Here is a 23282-nt window from a genome sequence, read left to right as displayed (position 1 = left end):
AGCCCGGTCGACGGGCACTCGGTCGGCGGGCGGACGTTCGGCCGGGCGGGCGGTCGTCCGGCAACGGCATCCGGCGGGTGCCGTTGGGCGGCGGCTGCCTGCGGTCGGCGGGCGGCGGCGGAGGAGGGGGCGGCGGCTGGCGACGGGCGTCCCGAACCGCGCGGCCGAGGCTGGTCGCTCCGCCTCGGCGCCGCGCCGTCCCGCCGAGGACGCCCCGCACGCTCGGGTGGCTGACCCCGGCTCTTTGTCCAACGCGTGCCCAATCCTCGGCGGTCCCCTGGCTCCCTGCCATTGTGGCAGCGCCGACCCAGGGTAATCGGGAACGGGCGCGCGCACCCGGCCCCCGCCGGATGTCAGGGCGTGCCGCTCCGGCCCTCCTTGATCCGCCGGTAGATCCGCCGGGACGCGAGCAGGAGCAGCGCACAACCAGCGGCGACGGTGACGATGATGGTGATCGGGCCGTATTCGGTCGAGGTCAGCTCGAACCGCGCGGTCGCGCCGAGATCTGTGCCCGATGGGGTGGTCAACGACACATCGACCGACAGGTGACCGGCCCGCAGCGCCTCGATCTGCACGTACTTGGTCTGCCCGCCCTTGGCCGGGAAGAGCCAGTTCTTCGCCGCCTGCTCCGGCCGGACGCCCATGTTGTTCTTGAGCGCGATCTGCGCGGAGACGCCGACCGGCAGGTCGTTGTGCACGTACACCGGCAGCGGCGAGGACCCGGACGCGAGCGCAATCGTTTGCTTCGGCTGTTCGACGGTCACCTGGTCGCGGATCGCGGCGAGTTCGGCGGTCGCGTTCGCCGAGGCCGACGACGGCACGCCGGACGGCCCGAACGCGGTCGAGCTGCCGCGGACCAGCGCGTCGCGCACCGGCCCGACTATCGCCTTCGGCTCGACCCGGTTCCGCTGGTCCACCTGCATCGCGGACATCAGGCTGGCGGCGTCCTGGTCGAGGCCGGACAGCTGGTCGGCGACCGCCGCGCCGCCGTCCGACCGGGGGCCGGCGACCAGCGAGGCGCTGCCGTCCGGGGGGCTCCCCAGCAGGTCGTCGAGCGTCGAACCGGCCGTCACGCCGGCGGCGGTGAGCTTGCCGAGCCCGGACAGGAAGGCGTTCAGCTCGTCGGTGGTGGCGTCCCAGCGCCGCGGCGGCGCGACGAGCAGCGGTCCGCTGGTGGCGCCCTCGGTGCGGCCGAGCCCGGCTTCGAAGGCGATCGCGGCGAGCCCGTTCTGCGTGGAGACCGCGCGCTGCGACGCACCGCTGTAGGTGGTCGGCGTCTGCGGGCTCGGCAGGAATCCGGTGAGACCGGCGGTGGCCATCGAGTTGGTCGGCTGCGCGCGAAGGCCGTCGGAAAGCGTCGCGGCGCCGGTGACGGTCTCGTCGTCACCGCCCGCGCGCAGCTTGCCGCTGTCGGTGAGCACGGTCTGGTAGCCGCCCGACGAAATCGCCGAGAGTGCCTTCTCGTCCGGCGTGCCGCCCGGCCACAGCACGCCGCTCTTCGACTCGACGCCGAGCACCTCGCGGATCGTCGCGGTGCCGTTCAACGCCGTGGTCAGGAGACCGGCGTCGGGGTTGCCGTCCGCGCCGCGGATCTTGCCCAGCGTGGTCAGGTCGGCGTCGGCGAACGGCAGCGGGATCACGCAGCGGCCGGTGACCAGCGCGCGCAGCGCCGCCAGCCAGTTCGACGCGGCGTCCGCGCCCTTGCCCGCCACCCCGCCGCTGACCCGGTAGCCGTTGCGCATCGCGTCGACGGTGCGCAGCAGGTCGGGGTCGAGGGCGAAGCAGAGCGAGCTGCCGATCTTCTGGTTGTTCTCCTGTGCCGCCCGCGCCGCCGAGACCAGGGAATACAGCCGTCCGCCCGGGCTCAGTTCGTCGGCGAGGGAATCGTCGGTGAGCGTCATCGGCACGCCGAACGGCGCGGACTGGATGTGCGGGGTGCTGTCGGTGATCGGCCACAGCACGGCGACCTTCGAATGCCGCTGCGTCGCCTGGTTGTTCGCGTGGCCCGGGGTGGACAGCACCGGCAGGAGCAAACTCACCGCGGCGAGCCGGGCCGGGCCGCCGTACTCCGGGGTGCCGTTCACGTTCACCAGCAGCGGGTACACGCCCGGCCGGAGCGCCGCGCCGCGCGGTCCGGTGAGCGGCACGGTGATGTCGAGCCGGGCGCTCTGGCCGGGTTCCAGCTCCGGGGCGAGCGACACGAAGTCGGTGAGCGGGCTGTCCTGCACCGGGTTCCCGGCGAGCACCGAGTCCATCGCGCGCGGGCTGGCGAGGCGTTCGCCGATCTGCAGCCGGGCCATCGGCTTGACGATCCGCCGGGACCCGGTGTTGGTGACCGTCCCGGTCACCGTGATGGCCTGGTCCGAGCTGGTGACCAGGCGCGGGGAGAACTGGCCGAGGTCGAGCCGCAGCCGGGCCGGTTCCCCGGACGAGTTCTCCTGCGCGCCGGCCGGCGCACCGAACAACGCGGTGGCGGCGACGATCAGCAAGGACAGCAAGAAGGCGGCGGGCCGCTTCACTTCGGGTGCTCCCTCTCAGCCGCGCTCGTCGGGCGCGAAAAGTTCCGCTGCCCCGCGCACCAGCTTGCGCTCGTCCGCGTAGGCGAGGGTGGTCTCCAGCTCGGCCAGCGGAACCCAGGCGACCTCGGTCACCTCGACGTCCTCGTCCGACAGTTCGCCGCCGGTGGCTTCGAGCAGGAAATGGTGCACGGTCTTGTGCACCCGGCGCTGCTGCGCGACGAACCAGTAGTCGATGGTGCCCAGCGGGTGCAGGACGCGCGCGGAGATGCCGGTTTCCTCCTTCACCTCGCGCACCGCGGTCTGCTCCACCGTTTCCCCGTCCTCGATGTGGCCCTTCGGCAACGACCACAGCAGTCTGCCGTGTCGGTCGAGCCGCCCGATCAGCACCGCGCGTTCGCGCTCCGGGTCGACGACCAGTCCGCCCGCCGAGGTCTCGTCGACCGTGGTCAGCCGCCTGCCGCGGTGGCGCCGTCGCCGCCGGCGCGGCGTCGGCGGTCCGGCGCGACCGGCAGATCCAGACATGCTGCGATGCTAGAGCAAACGGCCGCCCGGGTACTCTGGCTCTCCGTGTCCGTGTCCGGCGGCGTCCGCGGTGGCGGCGCCATTTTCGTGGTGGGATTCGAGTGAACAACCTGGTCGCCCAGCAGAACGCGGTGACGGAACTGATGCGAGTGTCCCCGTTGGCCGACGAGCTGGCCGAGCGCTTCGCCCGCGCCGGCCACAGCCTGTACCTGGTGGGCGGCAGCGTGCGCGACGCGTTGCTCGGCAGGCTGTCGAGCGACCTCGACTTCACCACCGACGCGCGTCCGGACCGGGTGCTGCAGATAGTGAGCGAATGGGGCGACGCGGTCTGGGACGTCGGCATCGCGTTCGGCACCGTCGGCGTCACCAAGAACGGCACGACGCTGGAGATCACGACGTTCCGCGCGGATAGCTACGACCGCGTCGGCCGCAACCCCGAGGTCACCTTCGGCGACACCATCGAGGGCGACCTGCTGCGCCGCGACTTCACCGTCAACGCGATGGCGATCGACCTGGTCGGGAAGACGTTCATCGACCCGCACGACGGCATGGACGCGCTCCGGCTGAAGGTGCTCGACACCCCGGCGCTGCCGCAGGAGTCGTTCGCCGACGACCCGTTGCGGATGATGCGCGCCGCCCGGTTCTCCGCGCAGCTCGGCTTCACCGCCGCGCCGCGCGTGGTCGAGGCGATGACGTCGATGGCCGAGGAGATCGACCGGATCACCGCCGAGCGGGTCCAGACCGAACTGTCGAAGCTGATGCTCGCCCCCGACCCGCGGCCGGGCCTGGAGCTGCTGGTCGACACCGGGCTGGCCGACCGCGTGCTGCCCGAACTGCCCGGCATGCGGCTGGCGATCGACGAGCACCACCAGCACAAGGACGTCTACCAGCATTCGCTGACCGTGCTCGCGCAGGCGATCGCGCTCGAGAAGTCGCACGAGCCGACCAGCGAACCGGACCTCGTGCTCCGGCTGGCCGCGCTGCTGCACGACATCGGCAAGCCGGCCACCCGCGAGTTCACCCCCGGCGGCGGCGTGAGCTTCCACCACCACGAGGTGGTCGGCGCGCGGATGGCCCGCAAACGTTTGCGCGCGCTGAAATACTCGAAGGAGATCGTCGAGCAGGTCTCCCAGCTCGTGTTCCTCCACCTGCGGTTTCACGGGTACGGCGGCGGCGAGTGGACCGATTCGGCGGTCCGCCGCTACGTCACCGACGCCGGCGACCTGCTGACCCGGCTGCACAAGCTCGTCCGCGCCGATTCGACCACGCGCAACAAGCGCAAGGCGGCCGCGCTGCAGGCGACCTACGACGACCTCGAGGCCCGCATCGAGCGGATCAAGGAGCAGGAGGACCTCGACCGCGTCCGGCCGGACCTCGACGGCAACGAGATCATGCGGCTGCTCGGCCTCCCGCCGGGCCCGCAGGTCGGCCGGGCCTGGAAGTTCCTCAAGGAGCTGCGCCTCGACCGCGGTCCGCTCGACCACGACGAGGCGGTCGCCGAGCTGAAGAAATGGGCGAAGACCGAGGGGCTCGGCTCGGGCGAATAGTCCCGGGAAGTGAATTCGGGATCGCGGGTTCACCACGATCCCCCTTTGGCCTCTGGATCATCGCCCGGCCAGCCGAGATACTCCCTGTCTCGAACCGAACGGGGGGATCGATGGCGCGGCAGCACGACGGGGACCGGCGCGGAGCCAGCTTTCTCGTCATGCTGCTGCGGCGCGGCACGCCCGCGCTGGCGACCGCGACGACCGGGCTGACCGACGAGATCGCCGATCCCACCCCGGTGCGGGCGCTGCAGCGGATCTCGCGGATGGCCGGTCCGGTCGACGACCGGCAGCACGACGGCCTGCTGTTGCGGGCGGCCCGGTACGTGGTGCTGGTCCCGCTCGTCTACCGGCTGCTGGTGGTGCCGGCGACGTTCGTTTCGTACGCGGTCAAGCACGGTTCGGCCGGGCTGGCGTCGGTCGCGATCGTGACCGCGTTTTCGGTCGCGCTGAGTGCGTTCGGCCTGGCTTGGATGATGCGCCGGGCCCCGTTCCGCAGCGACCTCGCCGGGCGGCTGCTGCTGGTCGACCTCGTGGCCACGCTCACGTTCGAGCTGTTCACGGGCGCGACGGTGTCGCCCGCGGTGTTCCACGACGCGGTCGGCGTCGCGGACAAGCACCTGTTCGGCAGCGTCGCCCTGCTCACGCTCGCCGTCGGCATCCCGTCCGGGCTCGGCCTGGCGGTGCTCAGCCTGCCGGTGCGGCTGCTGTCCGACCTGTTCAACCACGGCACGTTCGATTTCGCGCAGGCCGCGTCGCTGTATCCGACGATGTTCGGCGTCCTGTTCACCGCGACCGGCGCGCTGATCCTGCTCGGGCTCGGGATCCGGCTGGCGCTGGCGTACGGGATCCGCAACGGGCGGCTCGCCGAACGCGCGCGGCAGCACCGGATGCTGCACGACACGGTGCTGCAGACGCTCGAAGCGATCGCGCTCGGCGGTCCAGGGGATTCGGATCAGCGGCTGGTCGAGGTGCAGCGGCTGGCCCGCGCGCAGGCGATCGAACTGCGGCAGACGATCGAGACCGCCGCGGCGCAGCGGGCCGAAGAAGGCGCGCGGCCGCTCGGCGAGAAGCTCGCGGCGCTGGCCGCGGAGATGGCGCGCGACGGTCTGCGCGCGCAGCTGGTGATCGCCGAACTCGATGACGACACGCTGTCCGAGGTCCGGCAGATCGCGATCCGCGATGCGGTGCGGGAGGCCATGCGCAACACGATGAAGCACGCGGAGACGGACAAGGTCGTGGTGCGCGTGGAGGAACGCAATGGCGGGATCGCGGTGATCACGCGGGACCACGGCACCGGGTTCAGCCCGCACGAACGGCCGGCTGGCTTCGGGATCAGCGAGTCGATCACCGCGCGGCTGGCCGAGGTCGGCGGGACCTCGCTGGTCGAATCGAGTCCGGGGAGCGGAACGAGGGTGACGTTGTGGGTGCCGCTGTGAGCGGGGTGGCCGGGGCGCTGGCGGCGTACCGGGACGGGGACGTCGAACGCGCGGGTGCGCTTGCTTCGGCTTCCGGGACGCTGCTGGGCGCAGAGCTGGCGACGTATCTCGCGGCGGGCCCGAGCGGTCCGGTGTACGACCAGCCCGCCGCGTTCACGGCGTTCATTCGCGGCGGCGGGAACGTCGAGTTGTACCGGCGGTTGAGCGGAGAACTGGCTGCGCGGTACGACTCCTGGCGTCCGGAAGCGTTGCTGGATCTGGGCTGCGGCGACGGGCTGGCGATCGAACCGGCGTTGGCGCGGGCCTCGTTCCGGCCGGAGCGGATCGACCTCGTCGAACCGTCGGAGGCGCTGCTCGCCGACGTCGAAATCCCTGGTGCGCGCCGGTTTTCCCGGACCGCGCAGGACTTTCTCGCCGCGACTGGTTCCACGTGGAACCTCACGCAATCGACGTTCGCGCTGCAGTCGATCGAGCCCGCCGTCCGGGCCGCGGTGCTGAGCGCGTTGCGATCGCGGACGGAACGGTTGGTGCTGGCGGAATTCGACGTGCCGGACACCGCTGACCTGGAGTCGCTCGCGCAGCGGTACGAACGGGGCGTCGCCGAATACGGCGAGCAGGCTTCCCTGGTGGCACAAGGGTTTCTGCTGCCGGTGTTGCTGGGTGTCGCGGCCGGGACGGCGCGGACGAACTGGGAACATCCGGCCGCGGAGTGGACCCGGCAGCTCGAGGCCGCCGGGTTCGCCGACGTGACAGTGGAACCGCTCGCGGACTACTGGTGGTCGCCCGCCGTGCTGATCACGGCTTCACAGCCGGGATAGCGCTCCCTGTTCGAGGTGCTGCGCGATCGGCCGCGGCAGCAGGTACGCGACGGCGCCGCCGGGCTGCCCGCCCCACGGCGCGGTGACGCCGGTCAGCACCCGGATCGTGCGCTGCACGCGGTATTCGTGCCGGTCGCGTTCGCGGTCCGGCGTCAGCGAGGTTTCGAGGAACCGCACCGCGTTCGGGTGCACCAGGTTCCCCGCGTCGGGCCCGAACCGGACCACGGTCGTGCCGGCGGGCAGCGCGACGATCCGCTTGCCGCGGAAGAACGACAGCGGCGGCTCGCCGCGCATCGGCAGGATCGGCCAGTCCGCGGGCTGATCGGATTCGTCCGGGGCCTGCGGCGGCAGCATCAGCAGCGTGCCGAGGAGGAAGCGGGCCGCGTCGGCGAGGCTGGCGAACGCGACCGGCTCCACCGACGGCGGACGCGACACCTCCCAGCGGTTTTCCGCGCGCCGCAACGTCCACACGCCCTCGGCGGGCACCTCGTCCGCGCCGATCCGGTACGCCGACGACGGCACGCCGTGCTCGACAAGCCGTTGCTGCAGCAGCGCCAACGTCTCGGCCGCGCGCAACCCGCGGTTCGGCTCGCCGCGGACCGCCCGGGCCAGCGAACTGTCGTCCGGAATGTCGGCCTCGGTACGCCCCGGACGCGGTTTGCCGAGCACGTCGGCCTCGGCGGTCGCGCGCACCAGGTCGCGCACGATCGGCGGCCGGAACCCGGCGGCGCGGATGTGCTCGACCAGCTCCGGCTCCGGCGGAACGCCGTATTTGCGCAGGTAGTGCGGCACGGCGGCGGGCCAGATCCAGGTGCCGTCGGTGTGGAAGGCCTGCGGCACGTCCGGCGGCGCGCCGGGCGCGAAGAGGTCCGGCTGCGGCACCGGCCGGTGCAGGACGACGGGCGAGCGGAACAGGTAGTCGAGCACGCCGCGGACCTGGTCCGGCGGCACCGGCGGCCGGTTCACCACGGGGCGCTCGCCCTCGTTGTGCGCGTCGACCGGCCGGGCCTGGCGGAAGCCGATGCTCAGCGGCAGCCCGGCTTTCGCGCCGAGCCAGTCCGGCAGGTGCTTGTCCGGACGCGGGAACCGGGTCAGCTCCACGAGATAGGACTCGCGGGCGGGTTCGCCGGCGTCGTTGGGCGGCAGCCGCCAGTCCGGCTCCTGGTCGGCGTCGAAGTCGAAATCGAACTGCGAATCGGCGTCGAGCGTGAAGGTGCCTTGGAACCAAGTGCCGGTCTCCGGCTGGTACATCGCGGCGCGCAGCTGGGAGAACAACGTGCTCAGCTGCGGCGTGCCGGGCAACGCGACCGAAACCGGGCCGTTCTCGTCGCCGACCGCGCGGACCTCCAGTTCGGCGTAGTCGCCGACCTGCCGGAACTGCGCCGCGACCCGCGTCCACCCGCCGGGCACCTGGCGCAGCGTGCGGCCGATCCCGCGCAGGATCCGGGTCTGGTCGCCGCCGTCGATCTCGGCTTTCGGCTCGCCGTAGTCGTGCCGGGTCAGCCACAGTCCGGTGAGCTGCTTGCCGGGGACGGTCACCGAGAAATCGGTGAGCCCGAGCTGCGCGGCGCGCAGCGGATCGTGCCGCGTCCAGCGCAGCGTCAGATTCGGCTGGTCGCCCGGCGCGACCTCGAACAGCTCGTCGTCGTATTCGACGTAGGTGCGCAGGTCGAACGTCGCGGGCACCTCGTTCGCGAGGACGACCCTCGCCGACTTTCCCTCGTGCTCGCGGTCGAATCCCTCGGGCGCTTCCTCGTCGCCGATGACGGTCAGCAGCAGCGTGCCGTCGGTGGTGGAGCGCTGTGCCGCGAAAGTGCGTTCGTCGAGCGTCGCGTACAGGCCGTCTGGGCGTTCTCCCGATTCCACCCGGTACCGCACGTCTGGTTCCTCCCCGAAGTCCCCCGTGTAGCCGCAACGAACTTAGCCGACCGGGTCACGACCCGACCATCGGTCACCGGAGACGGGAGAAGATGCGCCCACAAATACCTGCTCGGGTGACCGATCAGTGTCGTGGGTAGCGCTGCACCCAGGCGTCGCCGAGTGCGTTGCGCGCCGAATGGCGGTCGAAATGCCACAGCGCGTCGGTCGCCACCTGTTCGATCAGGTGGTGCAATTCAAGCTGTTCGACCCACTTCCGGGGCAGGCCGGGGACGCCCACGCGCGCGCCGAGCAGCGCACCGGTCAACGCGCCGGTGAGCGCGCTGCGGCCGGAGTGGTTCACCGCGCGCAACATGGCCTGTTCCGGGTAATTCTCGAAGCCGGACAGCGCGGCGAACGAACGGCCGAGGACGGACAGCGTGCTGTGCCCGTCGCCGATCAGCTCCGGCATCCGCAGGTCCGGCAGGCCGTGCTCGCCGAAGAACGGCACCGCCTCGGCCACCAGTTCGCGCACCGGTCCCCACTCCGGGCCGTCGTGCTCTTCGAGGACCTCGCGGGACAGATTCCACACCGGATAGCTGAACGAATCCTTCGTGAGCGCCTTCTCGAACACCCACGCCAGGTAGGTCGCGGCGGCGACGTCGTCCGGCTGGTGCGTCACGCCGGCCAGATCGCGCACGACCTGGCCGATGCCGCCGCTGAACCCGGTGCCCGGACCCGCCGCGGTCAGCACCGCGGGCAGCGCGCCGAGCAGCGCGGCCGGACCCGACAGCGGCGCGGCTTGCGGATCGCCGGTGACCAGCGCGAAGTACGCGTTCAGCTCGGCGTCGTCGATGGCGCGGCGGGCGTGCAGTTCGGGCACCTTGACGAGGAAACCGTCGGCGTTCTGGATCGCCGCGCCCTGCGTGTGCAGCCAGCGGCCCAGTGCGCCGCGGACCACGCCGGGGAACAGCTTTTCGACGTCGCGCGACTCCGGCTGTTCGCGGTGTGGACTGCGGATCACCGCCTCGGTGAGGAAAAGCAGCCGCTGCGTCATCGAGCCGATCCGGCCCGGCTGGTCGAACGCGAGCGGCAGGTCCCGGACGCCGTCCGGGCCGTAGGTCGAGACGATCTCGTCGAGCCGCATCCGGTCGACGGCCGAACCGAGCGCCTCGCCGAGCGCGAAGCCGACCCACGCGCCGACGACCCGCTGCCAGCCGTAGCGGAAGTTCTCCAGGCTCATCTCGGGGTACTTGCCGAACGTGTCGAGCCTCGGCACGATCCGGCCCTCGTTGTCCCAGGACGGCACGAGCCCATTGGCGCGCAGGTCGTTCGGCCGCGAGCGGCTCGGCTCCGGCTGTTCGAACCGGCGCAGCCACGACCGGCCGAGGACGGTTTTGCGGCATTCGTCCGCGGTGAGCTCGAAACCGTGCCGCCGCGCGCGTTCCGCGGCCGCCTTCGGCACGTCGACCGGTTTGTCCAGCCCGATCCGCGCGGCGGTTTCGACGGCGAACTTCTCCAGGTCTTCTTCGATCTCCGGGCAGCGGCCGTTCTCGTCGACCCGCGGCTCCTGCCGGGGAAACCGCTTCGCGATCGCGGTCAGCTCAGCGCCGGCGACGTCCTCGAAAGTCGCCGGACCGCCGTTGATCACCAGGTTCGGCGGGTGCTCGAATTCAGCGAGGGTCGCCAAGTCGACTCGCCACCAGGCGTGCTCGCGGGCGGGCAGATGCCGGGTCGAGCTGAAGACGCGCAGCTCGTTGCGTTCCTCGGAGAAGTAGAACCGGTCGGTCGCGCCGGTTTTGAGGTCGAAGGGCACGAAGACTTCGCAGCGCAGCAGCCCGATCAGCAGCTGTTCGCGCGAGAGCCAGCCGACGCTCGCGAAGGCGAGCAGGGTTTCCAGCGGGTTTTCCGGCTTCGGGTAGCCGCGGCGGATCGGACCGGCCTTGTACTCCGGGTTCTCGCGTTCGTCCCCGGTCTGGTGGCCGTCGTTGTCGACCTTCACCCAGCCCGCGACCGCGGGCAGCGGCACGCCGAGTTCGCCGAGCCCGGCCTTCGCGTACTCCGGGTCGACGACCTCGCGCCAGCTCTCCTGGCCCGGGTAGGCGACCGGGGTGCTGAGCCCGCCGGGATGCGGATGCGCCTGGCGCAGCTCCCCGTCCGGCTCGCGCACGAGCACCGACGGGGCGGGGAACAGCTCTTTGTCCGGACGGCCGTCGTCGAGGAACGCGACGGTGTTGTAGGGGATCGACCAGCCTTCGGGGACCCGCAGCACGCGGTCGTGGTCGACCCGGAGGCCGCCCGGCCCGGAGACCTCGGGGCCGTGCACGGCGCGCAACCACTTCCCGACCTTCTCCACCGCTTCCGCCGCTTCCACCTACTCGATCCTCTCCAGGCTTCCGTCGGACTCGTGTTCCGCGATCGGCTTGGGCAAGACGTACGCCACCGCGCCCCCGGGAAGGTTCGCCCAGGGCACCGTCACCCCGGTAATCACATGGAGTGATCTTCGGAGGCGAAAAGTGCTGGTCATGCGCTCCCGTTCGAGTGGCAGGGACGTCGTCGCGAACCGTACCGCCCGGTGGTGGACCAGGTTGCCGGGTTCCTCGCCGAATCGCAGAACGACGGTACCTTCCGCCAACCGAGTGAGTCTCTTGTTCCGCAGCAGCGTGAGGGGAGGGTCACCCGGCACGGGCTGGACCGGCCAGTCGGCGACTTCGCGCGCCGTTTCCAGCGGGGTTTCGCGGCCGCCGGTCGCGCGGGCGGGATGCAGCAGCAACGCGCCGAGCAGCTGTTGAGCGGCGTCTTCGAGGCGGGCGAAGATGTGGTCGCGACCGTCCGGAGCGACAACTGCCCAACCGGCTTTGACCTGGTAGAGGCTCCATTTTCCGGACTCTCGGCCGCCGAGGCAGCGGACGTCAGGCCAGATGCCGAAGGAGTCGAGCCGGTGGCCGAGGTGGGTCAGGAGTTCGGGGTCGGACAGGACCGGGTCCGGGTTGGTTTCCCGCTCCGCGGCGACGTCGCCCGCGGTGCGCTGGACGTCGTCCGGGGTCGGTCGCGGACGCGGTTTCCCAGCAAGGTCGGCTTCCGCCGTGCGGCGCACCAGAGGTTCGACGTACGGCGGGTGAAAGCGCAGGTCACGGATGTGCTGGAGCAGGTCGGGCTCGGGCGCGATCCCGTTCTCGCGCAGCTGCTCGGCCACCTCCACCGGCCAGATCCAGGTGCCGTCGGTGCGGTGTTTCGTGCCGACCTCGGCCTCGCGCTCGAGATACCGCAGCACGAGCGGCAGTTCTTCCTCCGACAGCGGTTCGCGGGTCTCGGCACCGGTGGCGGCGTGCCGGAAGACGACGCCGAGCGGGAGGCCGACGTGCAGCCGCCACCAGTCGGGAAGGTGCTCGTCGTCGCGGGGGAAGGTGGTGAGTTCGGCGAGGTAGGCGGACGAATCGGGCGGCGTCGTCCACGGGGGCTCGTCCTCGGTGAAGTAGTCGAAGTCGAACGCGCCGTCCGGGGTGAGCACGTAGCGCGCCTGGATCCAGGTGCCGCGGCCCTGCTGGTACATCTCGGCGCGCAACGCGGTGAGCCGCTGGACGACCTCGGTGCCGGCGACGGTGTTGCGGGCTTGCACCTCGAAATGGTCGCCGAGCTGGGCGAACCCGATTCCGGCCGGCGCGTCCGGATCGGCCCGGTGCGCCTTGAGCAACCGGCCGATCTCGACGAGTGCCTGCTGTCCGGCACTCGTTGGTTCCACGTGAATCATTTCGTCCGGAGCGGACGACATCAGGACCCGCGACGTCGGTTCTGCGGAACGGTTCCGCGCGGACGGACGCGGCGCGGGGTCGGCCGCGGGGCAGGCATCGAGGAGCTGTGCTGCGGTTCGGGTACGTCGGCCAGATGCTGCACGAGTGCCTGGACGGTCGACGCGAGCTGCGCGGGCGTGGTCCGCTCGAAGGCGTCCGGGGCGAATTCAAGCCGGCCGAGCGTGCCGGCGGGTCCGGCGGTAGCGCGGACGAGCCCGTCGGGCGAGGTCAGGACAGCTGGAGCGGCGTCGAGACGGGCACGGTCGTCGCCGATGGTGCTCACGGTGGCCCCCCGTGTCGGTTGCGCGGGCCGAGATTAACTCGACCGGGTCACAAGTCACCCTAATGCCAGACGGTGAGTTACTACCCCCGTTTGGCTTCAACGGTTTGCGCCAGCGAATCACCGCGGCGACGGCGGGCCAGCAGATATCCGGCCCCGCCGAGCAGATAGAGCGCGGTCGCGACAATCATCAGCTCAGGCGAATATCCGTTGTCCTTGACGAAGATCGCCGCGACCGAAACCGCCGCTACCTGGGTGACGTTGAAGAGCGTGTCGTACAGCGCGAAGACCCGCCCGCGGGCCTCGTCCGCGACGTCCAGTTGTACCGCCGAATCGACGGACAGCTTCACGACCTGGCCGGTCCCCATGATCAGGAACGACGCGATCAACGCCAACGGCAGCACCATCGGCAACCCAAGCGCCGCCTGCGCGACCGCCGAAACGAACAACGACCCCAGCACCGCCCGCGTCCGCCCCAGCGACCGAATCAGCCGCGCCGTCACCAGCCCCGCGACGAGAATGCCCGCCCCCGCGCACGCGACCAGCTGCCCTAGCCCGGGCAACCCCGCGCGGAAGATCCCGTCGTCAGCGAAGTAATTGCGCATCAGCAACACGCTGAGCAGCAACGAAATCCCGTACGCCGCCCGATGCGAGAACAACGCGACGAACCCAGCCGTAACCCGAGGCGCCCGCCACGCATGCCGCGCCCCATCAGCCAGCCCCCGCGCGACCGCCACCAGAGGATTAGTCGGCTCGTCCACCACAGACGGCCCCAGCACACCCTTCGCGAACCGATGCGCGAGAAACGCCGACAACAACGCCCCTACGGCAGCAAACGCCGTGGTCTCGGCGGAACCCACGTCGCCAGACCCGAACACCGCCCGCAGCCCGATCGCACATCCGCCCCCGACGACCGCCATCGCCGACCCGAACGTCGCCACCACCGCATTGGCCGAAACCACCGCCCGCGCCTCCACCACGTGCGGCAACGCAGCAGACAACCCCGACCCGATAAACCGACTGAACCCCTCGGCGAGCAGCGCGAGCGAAAACAACCCAATCCCGCCGACGCCAGCCCCCACGGCAACAACCGAACCCAAGACCGCCACGGCCCGCCCCAAGCTGGCGAACACGAGCACCCGCCGCCGATCCCACCGATCAAGCAACGCCCCCGCGAAGGGCCCGACCAGCGAATAAGGCAGCAGCAAGGCCGCGAACCCCTCCGCGATAGCCAACGGATCCGCCGCCCGCTCCGGGTTGAACAAAACGGCCCCGGCCAGTCCGGCCCGAAAGACCCCGTCCCCCCACTGAGCCGCGAACCGAGTCAACAACAACCGCCGAAACAACGGCACCCGCCCACGCGCGCGCTCCCCCACCCTTGAAACCCTACCGATCCACCCACCCCTCCCCCACCCTCTGAGACGCCCCGGCCCACGCATCCAGTCAGCAGGCCCGACACCCGAGGCGAAGCCACGACGCCCCGACTGGAGCAGGTTGTGGTGCAGCGAACGACCCGGCGGCAGGCACCAGAGCGAAAGCAATAACGACCCGCAACGCCCCGGAAGAAACCTCCGGTCCCGCGGAACCTCAAAACAGGTTGCGACGCGTTTGCCCAACCCGAGAGCCAGCACGTGGAGCAAAAGCGAGAAAACCCGCCCACAACGCCCCAAACCGACCGCCCAGGCAGTCGTGCCACCCCGGCGGTGGGCCCATGGACCGAGAGCGATAACGACCCGCCCACAACACCCCGGAAGAGCTTCCCGGCCCGCAGAACGTCGGGACAAGTCATGGCGCAGTTGCCCGACCTAGCCCGGTCGGCACCCGGGACGCAGCAACGAAGCCCCGCCCGCCGCGGCCCGAACCGACCCCCCAGGCAAATGGTGGTGCTCAGACCAGCGACCGCCGCCTGGGACAGCAGCGATGAAGACCCCGCCCGCCGCAGCAGGAACGGCTTCCGACACAGACGGTGGGTCGGCGGACCGGCGATCGTCGCCTGGGACGGCAGCAATGAAGACCCGCCTGCAGTGGTCCTAACCGACTGCTCGGGCAGATTGTGGTGCGGCGGCCCGGCGATCGTCACCTTGGGCGGAAGCGATGGAGACCCGCGGGCAGTGGTCCCGAACCGACTGCTTCGGCAGATTGTGGTGCGGCGAGCAGGACCGGTGATCGTCACCTGGGGCGGAAGCAATGAAGACCCGCCTGCAATGGCCCGAACCGGCTTCCCGGGCAAGTCGTGGTGGGGCTAGCAGGCCCAGCGATCGGCACCGAGGGAAAACAATGAAGGCCCGCCCGCAACGGCGCGAAGGTTTCCAAGCCCGCAGGATGTCAGAGCAGGTCGTGATGCGGTTGCCCTGACCTCCTGAACAGAAGCATGAAGACCCGCCCGCCGTGGCACGAAACGGCTAACCGAGCAGGTCACGATGCGGCTAACAGCCCCAACAGTCGGCACCCGAGGCGAAAGAAATCAAGCCCCGCCCCGTAACCACACAGAACGACTGCCACCGGGCCGTAGCCCAGCCACCAACCGAACCGAAAAACACACCCCACCACCCGATCCCAAGCAAAGGGGGCTCCGCCCCCGCCCACCCCGAAAACCGCACCGAAGGCACCGCGGGGGTCCGGGGGGCTCGGCCCCCCGGGCGACACGGCGCCGGTGAAGGGGGAAGGTGCGAAGCACCGAACAGGACGAGCCAACACCGGCGCACTCGTTTCGCCTCTCGGCGGCTTGGCGCAGTGTGGCTCCGGCCGGACCGGTATTCCACAAAGGCGGTTCTTCAGTGAGCCCGGGGGACACGAGTGCGCCGGCTCACTGTTCTCAACGGGGCGGGTGGTGCTGGTGTTCCCGTGCCGGGAGGATTTCCCTCGGCGGGTGATGGGATCATGGGGAGCGTGCCAGCGGACGCCGAGGTTGAACCGGGAACGCTCCTGGTCGCCGCACCCACGATGTTCGACCCGAACTTCAAGCGGACGGTGGTGTTCGTGATCGATCATCGGGCGGAGGGCACGCTCGGGGTGGTCTTGAACCGGCCGTCTGATGTTCCGGTGAACGACGTCTTGCCGGGGTGGGGCGCGCATGTCGCGGAGCCGCAGTCGGTTTTCGTCGGCGGGCCGGTCGACAAGAAGACCGCGTTGTGTCTCGCCGCGTTGCGGACTGGGGAGACCGCTTCCAGTGTGCCGGGCGTGGTCGCGGTGCGGGGGCCGGTCGCGCTCGTCGATCTGGACAGCGATCCGGAAGTGCTGGTGCCGAAGGTGCGGGGCGTGCGCGTGTTCGCGGGCTATGCCGGGTGGGATTCGGGGCAGCTCGCGGGTGAGATCGAGCGCGAGGACTGGGTGATCGTCCCTGCTCTGCCGAGCGACATTCTCGCGCCGCCCAGCCGTGACCTCTGGGGTCAGGTGCTGCGCCGCCAGGGGGTGCCGCTCGCGTTGCTGGCCACCCATCCTGGCGATTTGCAGCGGAATTAGGCCTCGCTGGACTTCTGCAGGACTCCGCAGCCGCCGGCGCCGCACGCGCAGCCGCTGCAGCCGGCCGGAACCGGCGACGGGGCGGGCACGGTCAGGGCGGCTCGGGCGCCCATCCGGGCTCCGGCGACGACCATCACCAGCAGGCCGAGCAAGCCGACGATCGCGGCGGCGACCAGGCCCGCGGTGGCGGGGATCGCGAGTCCGGCGAGTCCGCAGACGACCGCGGCGGCTCCGCCGGCCAGGGTCGGGATTCCGGCGACCCGGTTGGCGAGCTTGAAGGCCTCTTCGCTGCGCATCGAGGCTTCGGTCCGGACTCCGGCCCCGCTTGCCCTGCTCAGCCGTCCGCGCACGCCGAGGAATCCACCCCAGCCGACGACGACACCAAGGACGATCGGGACGAGCGCGATAGCGAACACCCCCTGAGGATAAGCGTGACCTCGCGGCAATGTCCCGGATACCCTCGTCGGCTGTGCTACGGGCCATGTCTTCGTCCACGCGACACCGGCTGCTCGCCGCCGCCGGGATCGTCACGCTGTCCTTGCTCGTCCCCGCAACCGCAGATGCTTCACCGCGTCCGGTCCGGTTGCTCGGCGAGCAGCTCGTCCCGCACAACCTGCAGTTCCAGGGCACCACGGTCGGCGGACTGTCCTCGGTCGACTTCGATCCGCGCACCGGCGGGTACGTCTTCATCAGCGACGACCGCTCCGCGATCAACCCGGCCCGCTTCTACACCGCGAAGTTCGACGTCGGCGCCAAGGGTGTGGGTCCGGTCACCTTCACCGGCACGCATCCGCTGCTGCGCCCGGACGGCACCCCCTATCCGCCGCTCGCGAAGAACGATCCGGCCGCTCCGCAGAACGAGCAGACGATCGACCCCGAGGAACTGCGAGTCGACCCGTGGACCGGGCATTACGTCTGGTCACAGGAAGGCGATCGGCTCGCGGACCAGCACCTGATCCAGCCGTCCATTCGCGAAGCCACTCGCGACGGGCACTACGTCCGCGACCTGCCGCTGCCCGCCAACGAGCGGATGACTCCGGACGCTGGTCCGCGTCGCAATTACGTCCTCGAAGGCCTCGCCTACACCGGGTTCGGCACGTTGCTGGCCAGCGAGGTCGAAGCTCCGTTGCTCCAGGACGGACCGCCGCCCACGCCGACGTCGGGTGCGTTGTCGAGGATCACACTGCAGAGCCGGTTCGGGCCGGTGCTGGCGCAGTACGCGTACCCGCAGGAGAAGCTTTTCGCCGCTCCGAAGCCCGCTACCGGGTTCGCGGACACCGGTGTTTCCTCGATGCTCGCGGTGAACCAGGCGGATCCGACGAAATTCCTGATGATGGAGCGGTCCTTCGTCACCGGCGCCGGCAACAAGGTGCGCATTTTCGAGATCGACACCACCGGTGCCACGAACGTCCTGCACACCTCGTCGCTGAAAGACGCGAAGAACGTCAAGCCGGTCAAGAAGAAGCTGCTCTCCGACCTCTCCGACCTGCCGCTCTCCACTGTGGACAACATCGAGGGGATGACCTGGGGCCCGGCGCTGCCGTCCGGCGAGCGCAGTCTCGTGCTCGTGAGCGACAACAACTTCTCCGCGTCCCAAGTCACCCAGGTCGTCGCTTTGGCGGTCCCGTCGGAACGGCTTTGACCAGGGCGTTACGATGAGTGCGTGAACACGGCTCGGCTGCTCCTTGGCCTGCCGCGCTGACCTGGTCCGATGACCGGCTCGGCGCGGCGACCCCTCATGCCTTCTGGCTTGGGGGGTCGAGTTGTTTCTGGGAGTGGCTCGACACGGAGGAAGACGGCGATGACAGGGTCTGACGAGGCCACCGGGGCCGCGGCGAAGAGCGCCGCGGACGCTGAGCACGCCCCGCCGTTCCGCTACACCGCGGAGCTGGCCGGGCAGATCGAGCAGCGCTGGCAGGACCACTGGTCCGACCACGGCACCTACCACGCGCCGAACCCGGTCGGCCCGCTCGCGGAAGCGGGCGAGCCGGTGCCCTCGGACAAGCTGTTCGTGCAGGACATGTTCCCGTACCCGTCCGGTTCCGGCCTGCACGTCGGGCACCCGCTGGGCTACATCGGCACCGACGTCTACGCGCGCTACCACCGGATGATCGGCCGGAACGTGCTGCACACGCTGGGCTACGACGCGTTCGGCCTGCCCGCCGAGCAGTACGCGGTGCAGACCGGAACGCATCCGCGCACCACGACCGAGCAGAACATCGCCACCATGCGCCGCCAGCTGAAGCGGCTGGGGCTGGGCCACGACGAGCGCCGGTCGATCGAGACGATCGACCCGGACTACTACAAGTGGACCCAGTGGATCTTCCTGCAGATCTTCAACTCCTACTACGACGAGGACGCCCGCAAGGCGCGTCCGATCGAGGAGCTGGAGAAGGCGTACGCGGCGGGTGAGCGCGCGACGCCGGACGGCCGTCCGTGGGCCGAGCTGAGCACCGTCGAGCAGCGCAAGATCATCGACGACCACCGGCTGGTCTACATCTCCGAGGCGCCCGTGAACTGGGCCCCCGGCCTGGGCACCGTCGTCGCGAACGAGGAGGTGACCGCGGACGGCCGCAGCGACCGCGGCAACTTCCCGGTGTTCCGCAAGAGCCTGCGCCAGTGGATGATGCGGATCACCGCGTACGCCGACCGTCTGGTCGACGACCTGGAGCTGCTGGACTGGCCGGAGAAGGTCAAGTCCATGCAGCGCAACTGGGTCGGCCGCTCCCAGGGCGCGCGCGTCTCGTTCGCCGCGGGCGACGAGAAGATCGAGGTCTTCACCACCCGTCCGGACACCCTGTTCGGCGCCACCTACATGGTGATCGCGCCGGAGCACCCGCTGGTCGAGAAGCTGACCGCGGCGGAATGGCCGGGCGAGCACCCGGAGACCTGGACTGGCGGCGCGAAGACGCCCGCCGAGGCCGTCGCCGCGTACCGGGCCGCCGCCTCCCGCAAGTCCGATCTGGACCGGCAGGAGAACAAGGAGAAGACGGGCGTCTTCACCGGCACCTACGCGGTGAACCCGGTCAACGGCAAGGAAATCCCGGTCTTCGTCGGCGACTACGTGCTGATGGGCTACGGCACCGGCGCGATCATGGCGGTGCCCGCGCAGGACCAGCGCGACTACGACTTCGCGAAGAAGTTCGAGCTGGAGATCGTCCGCACGGTCGACCCGGGCGAGGGCTTCGAGGGCGAGGCGTTCACCGGCGACGGCCCGGCGATCAACTCGGCCAACGACTCCGTCGACCTGAACGGCATGGGCGTCGCGGACGCGAAGAAGACGATCATCGCCTGGCTGGAGGACCGCGGCGCGGGCGAGGGCACCGTGCAGTACAAGCTGCGCGACTGGCTGTTCGCCCGCCAGCGCTACTGGGGCGAGCCGTTCCCGATCGTCTACGACGAGAACAACCTGCCCATCGCGCTGCCCGAGGACCAGCTGCCGGTCGTGCTGCCGGAGGTCGACGACTACTCGCCGAAGACGTTCGACCCGGACGACGCCGACTCCGAACCGTCGCCGCCGCTGTCGCGCGCGAAGGACTGGGTCGAGGTCACCCTGGACCTGGGCGACGGGCCGAAGAAGTACCGCCGCGACACCAACGTCATGCCGCAGTGGGCCGGTTCCTGCTGGTACCAGCTGCGCTACGTCGACCCGGCGAGCCAGGACGTGTTCTGTGCGCCGGAGAACGAGGCGTACTGGCTGGGCCCGCGTCCGGCCGAGCACGGCGTGGACGACCCGGGCGGCGTCGACCTGTACGTCGGCGGCGTCGAGCACGCGGTGCTGCACCTGCTGTACTCCCGCTTCTGGCACAAGGTGCTGTACGACCTGGGCCACGTGTCCTCGAAGGAGCCGTACCGCCGCCTGTTCAACCAGGGCTACATCGAGGCGTTCGCGTACACCGACAAGCGCGGCGTGTACGTGCCCGCCGAGGACGTCGTCGAGCGCGACGGCAAGTTCTTCTTCGGCGACGAAGAGGTCAAGCAGGAATACGGCAAGATGGGCAAGAGCCTGAAGAATGCCGTGACGCCGGACGAAATGTCGGACACCTACGGCGCGGACACCTTCCGCGTGTACGAGATGTCGATGGGCCCGCTGGACATGTCGCGGCCGTGGGCGACCAAGGACGTCGTCGGCGCGCACCGGTTCCTGCAGCGGCTGTGGCGCCTGGTCGTCGACGAGCAGACCGGCGAGCTGCGCGTCTCGGCCGACGAGGCGACCGAGGCGGACCGGAAACTGCTGCACCGCACCATCGCCGGGGTCCGCGAGGACTACGCGGAGATGCGGTTCAACACCGCGGGCGCGAAGCTGATCGAGCTGAACAACCACCTGACCAAGGCGTACGGATCGGCCGCGGCGACCCCGCGCGAGCTGGCCGAACCGCTGGTGCTGCTGCTGGCCCCGCTGGCCCCGCACATCGCCGAGGAGCTGTGGCACCGGATGGGCCACGCCGATTCGCTGGTGCACGGGCCGTTCCCGGTCGTGGACGAGAAGTACCTGGTCGAGGACTCGGTCGAGTACCCGATCCAGGTCAACGGCAAGGTCCGCTCGCGGATCACCGTGCCCGCGGACGCGAAGAACGACGCGGTGCAGGCGACCGCGCTGGCGGACGAGAAGATCGCCGCGCTGGTCGGCGACAAGACGCCGCGCAAGGTGATCGTGGTGCCGGGCCGGCTGGTCAACATCGTGCTCTGAAATGCGCGTTCCGGCCCGGGACCCGATCCCGGGCCGGTACTGTGCTGCCCGTGCGTAACCGAGCGAGCACCGCGATAATCCTCGTGGCGGCGGCAGTGCTTTCCGGGTGCGCCGTCGCGCCCGCTCCGCCGCCGGGGAAGCCCGCGCCGCGGCTGCCGGCGGATTCGATCGCTTACGACACGCTGCCGGTCCTCACGAGCCGGCCGAAGCTGTTCCCCGGCGACTGTTCGCAGTTCGAGAAGAACCCGCAGTTGCTGGGCGCCCTCGGCGGCAGTTCGCCGATGTACAACCCGTACGCCAAGGCTTGCGTCATGAAGCGGTCGGCGGGCACGCAGGTCGCGGTCGGCGCGATGGACCCGGACCAGCGCATCCCGGAGCCGTGGCCCGGCTGGTGGAAGGTCTACGACTACAGTGTCCACCACTTCCGCCGGATGCTGGTCATGGATCGCTACTACGCGGTTTCCCAGCTCGACGGCTACGGCTGCGTGGTCGCGGTGAACACCGGTTCGCTGCAGGTGCTCACCGTCCGGGTCGGCACCGAAGCGGGCCGCGGACCGGTCCCCGGCGACAATCTCGACGTCGACCGCCAGACCGCTCAGCAGTTCTGTCCGGACGCGCGGAAAGCCGCCGAGGACTACCTGAACACGGTCGACCCCGGCGGCGGCTCGCTGGCCGGCTGACCCGGGCTCACGCCGCTTCTCGCGTGCCCGCCCGCCAGATCGCGACCCCGGCCAGGCCGATCCACACCGCCAGCGACGTGGCCAGCGCGACCGGTCCGTGCTTGGCGATCCCGGCGAGCTGCCGCGCGGGTTCGGCCGGATCGACCCAGCCCGCGTAGTCGATTCCGCTCTGCAGGAACACGAAGAGCAGCGACAGCAGGACGTAGGCGGTGATCGCTCCGGCGGTGTTGGGGATCAGCCAGCCGATGGTGACCGCGAACAGGGTCATGCAGAACCCGCCGAGCAGGATCGTCGCGACCATCGCGCCCGGCCGGGCTTCGAGCAGGAACTGGGTGTCGTAGGCGTCGAGCCGGCTGCGGTAGTAGGTGAAGGTCATCAGCAGGTTCAGCCCCGAGGTGACCAGCCAGACCCCGAACGCGATGGTCGCCTGCGCGAGCACGTAGCGCAGCCGCGACGGCTGGGCGAGCAGGGTCGGCTGCGCGCTGCGGTAATGCCATTCCGCGGCGATCAGCTTCACGAGCACGACGTTCATCAGCACCGCGCCGAGCCGGATCGTGAGAAACACCGGCAGCAACTGCTTGTCGAGCGTGTAGTCGCGCAGTCCGCCCTGCAAGAACAGCAGCGACAGCATCACCAGCAGGAGCGGCGCGGAGAGCACCAGGATCTTGTCCGCCACCGTCGCGGTCATCTTGCGCAGTTCGACGCCCACCACGGTGCCGAACGACGCGCGCCGCTGAGCGGGGGCCTGCCACGCGGGCGCTTGCGCGGGGATCATCGGGCTCCTCCGGTGAGCCGAAAGAAAAGCTCTTCCAGGTTCTGCTGTTCCTCGCGCAGCTCCAGCACCTGCACGCGGGCGGCGAACGCGAGGTCGGACACCTGTTTCATCGGAGCGGCGACGGACACTCCGTCCACGCTGGTCTGGCGCAGTTCGAGCCTGGCCTGGCCCAGCGCGGAGGTCAGCCGGGGCAGGTCAGCGGTGCGGATCAGCGTGCGGGCCGGTCCGGCGAAGCTCTCCAGCGGACCGTCGGCGACGACGCGGCCCTGGCCGATCATCACCACGCGGTCCGCGGTCTGGTCCACTTCGGACAGCACGTGGCTGGACAGCAGCACGGTGCCGCCGCGCTGGGCGTACCCGCGCAGCAACTGCCGGGTGGAGCGGATGCCGTCCGGGTCGAGGCCGTTGATCGGTTCGTCGAGGATCAGCACCGGCGGATCGCACAGCAGCGCCTGCGCGATGCCGAGCCGCTGCCGCATGCCGAGGCTGTACTTGCCGATCCGCCGGTTCGCCGCGTCGGAGAGACCGACCTGCCCGAGCACCTGGTCCACCCGGGCGGCGGGCAGCCGCATCAGTTTCGCGGCGTTGAGCAGGTGATGCCTGCCGGTGCGGCCGGGGTGCACGGCGGACGCGTCGAGCAGCACGCCCGCGACGTGCGCCGGGCTGGGCCACTCGCCGAACCGGCGGCCGGCGATGGTCGCGGTGCCGGACGTCGGCGTGGTCAGGCCGCAGATCATCCGCAGCGTGGTCGATTTGCCCGCGCCGTTCGGGCCGAGGAACGCGGTCACCGTGCCCGGCCGCAGGCTGAACGACACGGTGTCGACCACCCGGCGCTGGCGGTAGACCTTCACCAGCTCGTGGACGTGCAGCAACCCGGCCCCCTCCCCGTTTCCCGCCGGCTGGAG

At 70.4% G+C, this 23282-nt stretch carries 17 protein-coding genes; 7 read left to right on the top strand and 10 right to left on the bottom strand.

What is annotated here, in order from left to right; all coding sequences use genetic code 11:
- Nucleotides 1-353: 353 nt before the first annotated feature.
- Nucleotides 354-2519, bottom strand: coding sequence for a DUF6049 family protein (locus SSMG_RS38685; protein ID WP_009085317.1), 2166 nt, complete (start codon nt 2517-2519; stop codon nt 354-356).
- Nucleotides 2520-2534: 15 nt separating this feature from the next.
- Complete coding sequence (locus SSMG_RS38680) at nt 2535-3041, bottom strand: NUDIX hydrolase (RefSeq protein WP_009085315.1); 507 nt, start codon at nt 3039-3041, stop codon at nt 2535-2537.
- A 101-nt stretch (nt 3042-3142) separates the two neighbouring features.
- Between SSMG_RS38680 and SSMG_RS38675 the strand changes: the two genes are divergently transcribed.
- The 3 genes from SSMG_RS38675 (at nt 3143) to SSMG_RS38665 (ending at nt 6842) form a co-directional block, all read left to right on the top strand.
- Nucleotides 3143-4588, top strand: a complete 1446-nt coding sequence (locus SSMG_RS38675) for a CCA tRNA nucleotidyltransferase (protein ID WP_009085311.1) — start codon at nt 3143-3145, stop codon at nt 4586-4588.
- Between the two features lie 110 nt (nt 4589-4698).
- Nucleotides 4699-6024, top strand: a complete 1326-nt coding sequence (locus SSMG_RS38670) for a sensor histidine kinase (RefSeq protein ID WP_009085309.1) — start codon at nt 4699-4701, stop codon at nt 6022-6024.
- Entirely contained in the window at nt 6009-6842 is an 834-nt protein-coding gene (locus SSMG_RS38665) for a hypothetical protein (protein ID WP_009085307.1), read from the top strand. Before SSMG_RS38670 ends, SSMG_RS38665 begins: the two co-directional genes overlap by 16 nt.
- Here the strand turns inward: SSMG_RS38665 and SSMG_RS38660 are convergent.
- From SSMG_RS38660 to SSMG_RS38640, 5 genes are all read right to left on the bottom strand, one after another.
- Entirely contained in the window at nt 6828-8720 is a 1893-nt protein-coding gene (locus tag SSMG_RS38660; protein WP_009085305.1) for a TNT domain-containing protein, read from the bottom strand. The genes SSMG_RS38665 and SSMG_RS38660 overlap by 15 nt on opposite strands.
- Nucleotides 8721-8844: 124 nt before the next feature.
- Nucleotides 8845-11073 (bottom strand): ADP-ribosylglycohydrolase family protein, encoded by a 2229-nt coding sequence (locus tag SSMG_RS38655; protein WP_009085303.1) that lies wholly within the window; start codon nt 11071-11073, stop codon nt 8845-8847.
- Entirely contained in the window at nt 11074-12441 is a 1368-nt protein-coding gene (locus SSMG_RS38650; protein ID WP_037718692.1) for a TNT domain-containing protein, read from the bottom strand.
- A gap of 29 nt (nt 12442-12470) precedes the next feature.
- Entirely contained in the window at nt 12471-12773 is a 303-nt protein-coding gene (locus SSMG_RS38645) for a hypothetical protein (RefSeq protein WP_009085300.1), read from the bottom strand.
- Nucleotides 12774-12853: 80 nt separating this feature from the next.
- Nucleotides 12854-14146 (bottom strand): MFS transporter, encoded by a 1293-nt coding sequence (locus SSMG_RS38640; RefSeq protein ID WP_037716308.1) that lies wholly within the window; start codon nt 14144-14146, stop codon nt 12854-12856.
- A gap of 1513 nt (nt 14147-15659) precedes the next feature.
- Between SSMG_RS38640 and SSMG_RS38635 the strand changes: the two genes are divergently transcribed.
- Nucleotides 15660-16232 (top strand): YqgE/AlgH family protein, encoded by a 573-nt coding sequence (locus SSMG_RS38635; protein WP_086025034.1) that lies wholly within the window; start codon nt 15660-15662, stop codon nt 16230-16232.
- Here the strand turns inward: SSMG_RS38635 and SSMG_RS38630 are convergent.
- Nucleotides 16229-16648 (bottom strand): SdpI family protein, encoded by a 420-nt coding sequence (locus SSMG_RS38630; protein ID WP_009085294.1) that lies wholly within the window; start codon nt 16646-16648, stop codon nt 16229-16231. The genes SSMG_RS38635 and SSMG_RS38630 overlap by 4 nt on opposite strands.
- A gap of 65 nt (nt 16649-16713) precedes the next feature.
- On the opposite strand from SSMG_RS38630, the gene SSMG_RS38625 reads away from it, so the two are divergent.
- The 3 genes from SSMG_RS38625 to SSMG_RS38615 all read left to right on the top strand — a co-directional run bounded on the left by SSMG_RS38625 (nt 16714) and on the right by SSMG_RS38615 (nt 21602).
- Nucleotides 16714-17874 carry an esterase-like activity of phytase family protein gene (locus SSMG_RS38625; protein WP_037716305.1) on the top strand — a complete coding sequence of 387 codons (1161 nt, stop codon included), beginning with the start codon at nt 16714-16716 and terminating at the stop codon, nt 17872-17874.
- 159 nt (nt 17875-18033) lie between these two features.
- A complete protein-coding gene (gene leuS / locus SSMG_RS38620; protein WP_009085290.1) occupies nt 18034-20922 on the top strand; it encodes a leucine--tRNA ligase in 2889 nt (962 codons plus the stop codon).
- A 50-nt stretch (nt 20923-20972) separates the two neighbouring features.
- A complete protein-coding gene (locus SSMG_RS38615) occupies nt 20973-21602 on the top strand; it encodes a hypothetical protein (protein ID WP_199786114.1) in 630 nt (209 codons plus the stop codon).
- Nucleotides 21603-21609: 7 nt separating this feature from the next.
- Here SSMG_RS38615 and SSMG_RS38610 read toward each other — a convergent pair whose 3' ends face one another.
- Both SSMG_RS38610 and SSMG_RS38605 read right to left on the bottom strand, forming a co-directional pair.
- Nucleotides 21610-22377 carry a hypothetical protein gene (locus SSMG_RS38610; protein WP_009085286.1) on the bottom strand — a complete coding sequence of 256 codons (768 nt, stop codon included), beginning with the start codon at nt 22375-22377 and terminating at the stop codon, nt 21610-21612.
- Nucleotides 22374-23249, bottom strand: a complete 876-nt coding sequence (locus SSMG_RS38605) for an ATP-binding cassette domain-containing protein (RefSeq protein WP_037716303.1) — start codon at nt 23247-23249, stop codon at nt 22374-22376. The genes SSMG_RS38610 and SSMG_RS38605 overlap by 4 nt, the downstream gene beginning before the upstream one ends.
- Nucleotides 23250-23282 lie beyond the last annotated feature (33 nt).

It is taken from the genome of Streptomyces sp. AA4 (assembly GCF_000158875.1).
GTDB lineage: Bacteria > Actinomycetota > Actinomycetes > Mycobacteriales > Pseudonocardiaceae > Amycolatopsis.
This window is presented reverse-complemented; position numbering and strand designations above follow the sequence as displayed.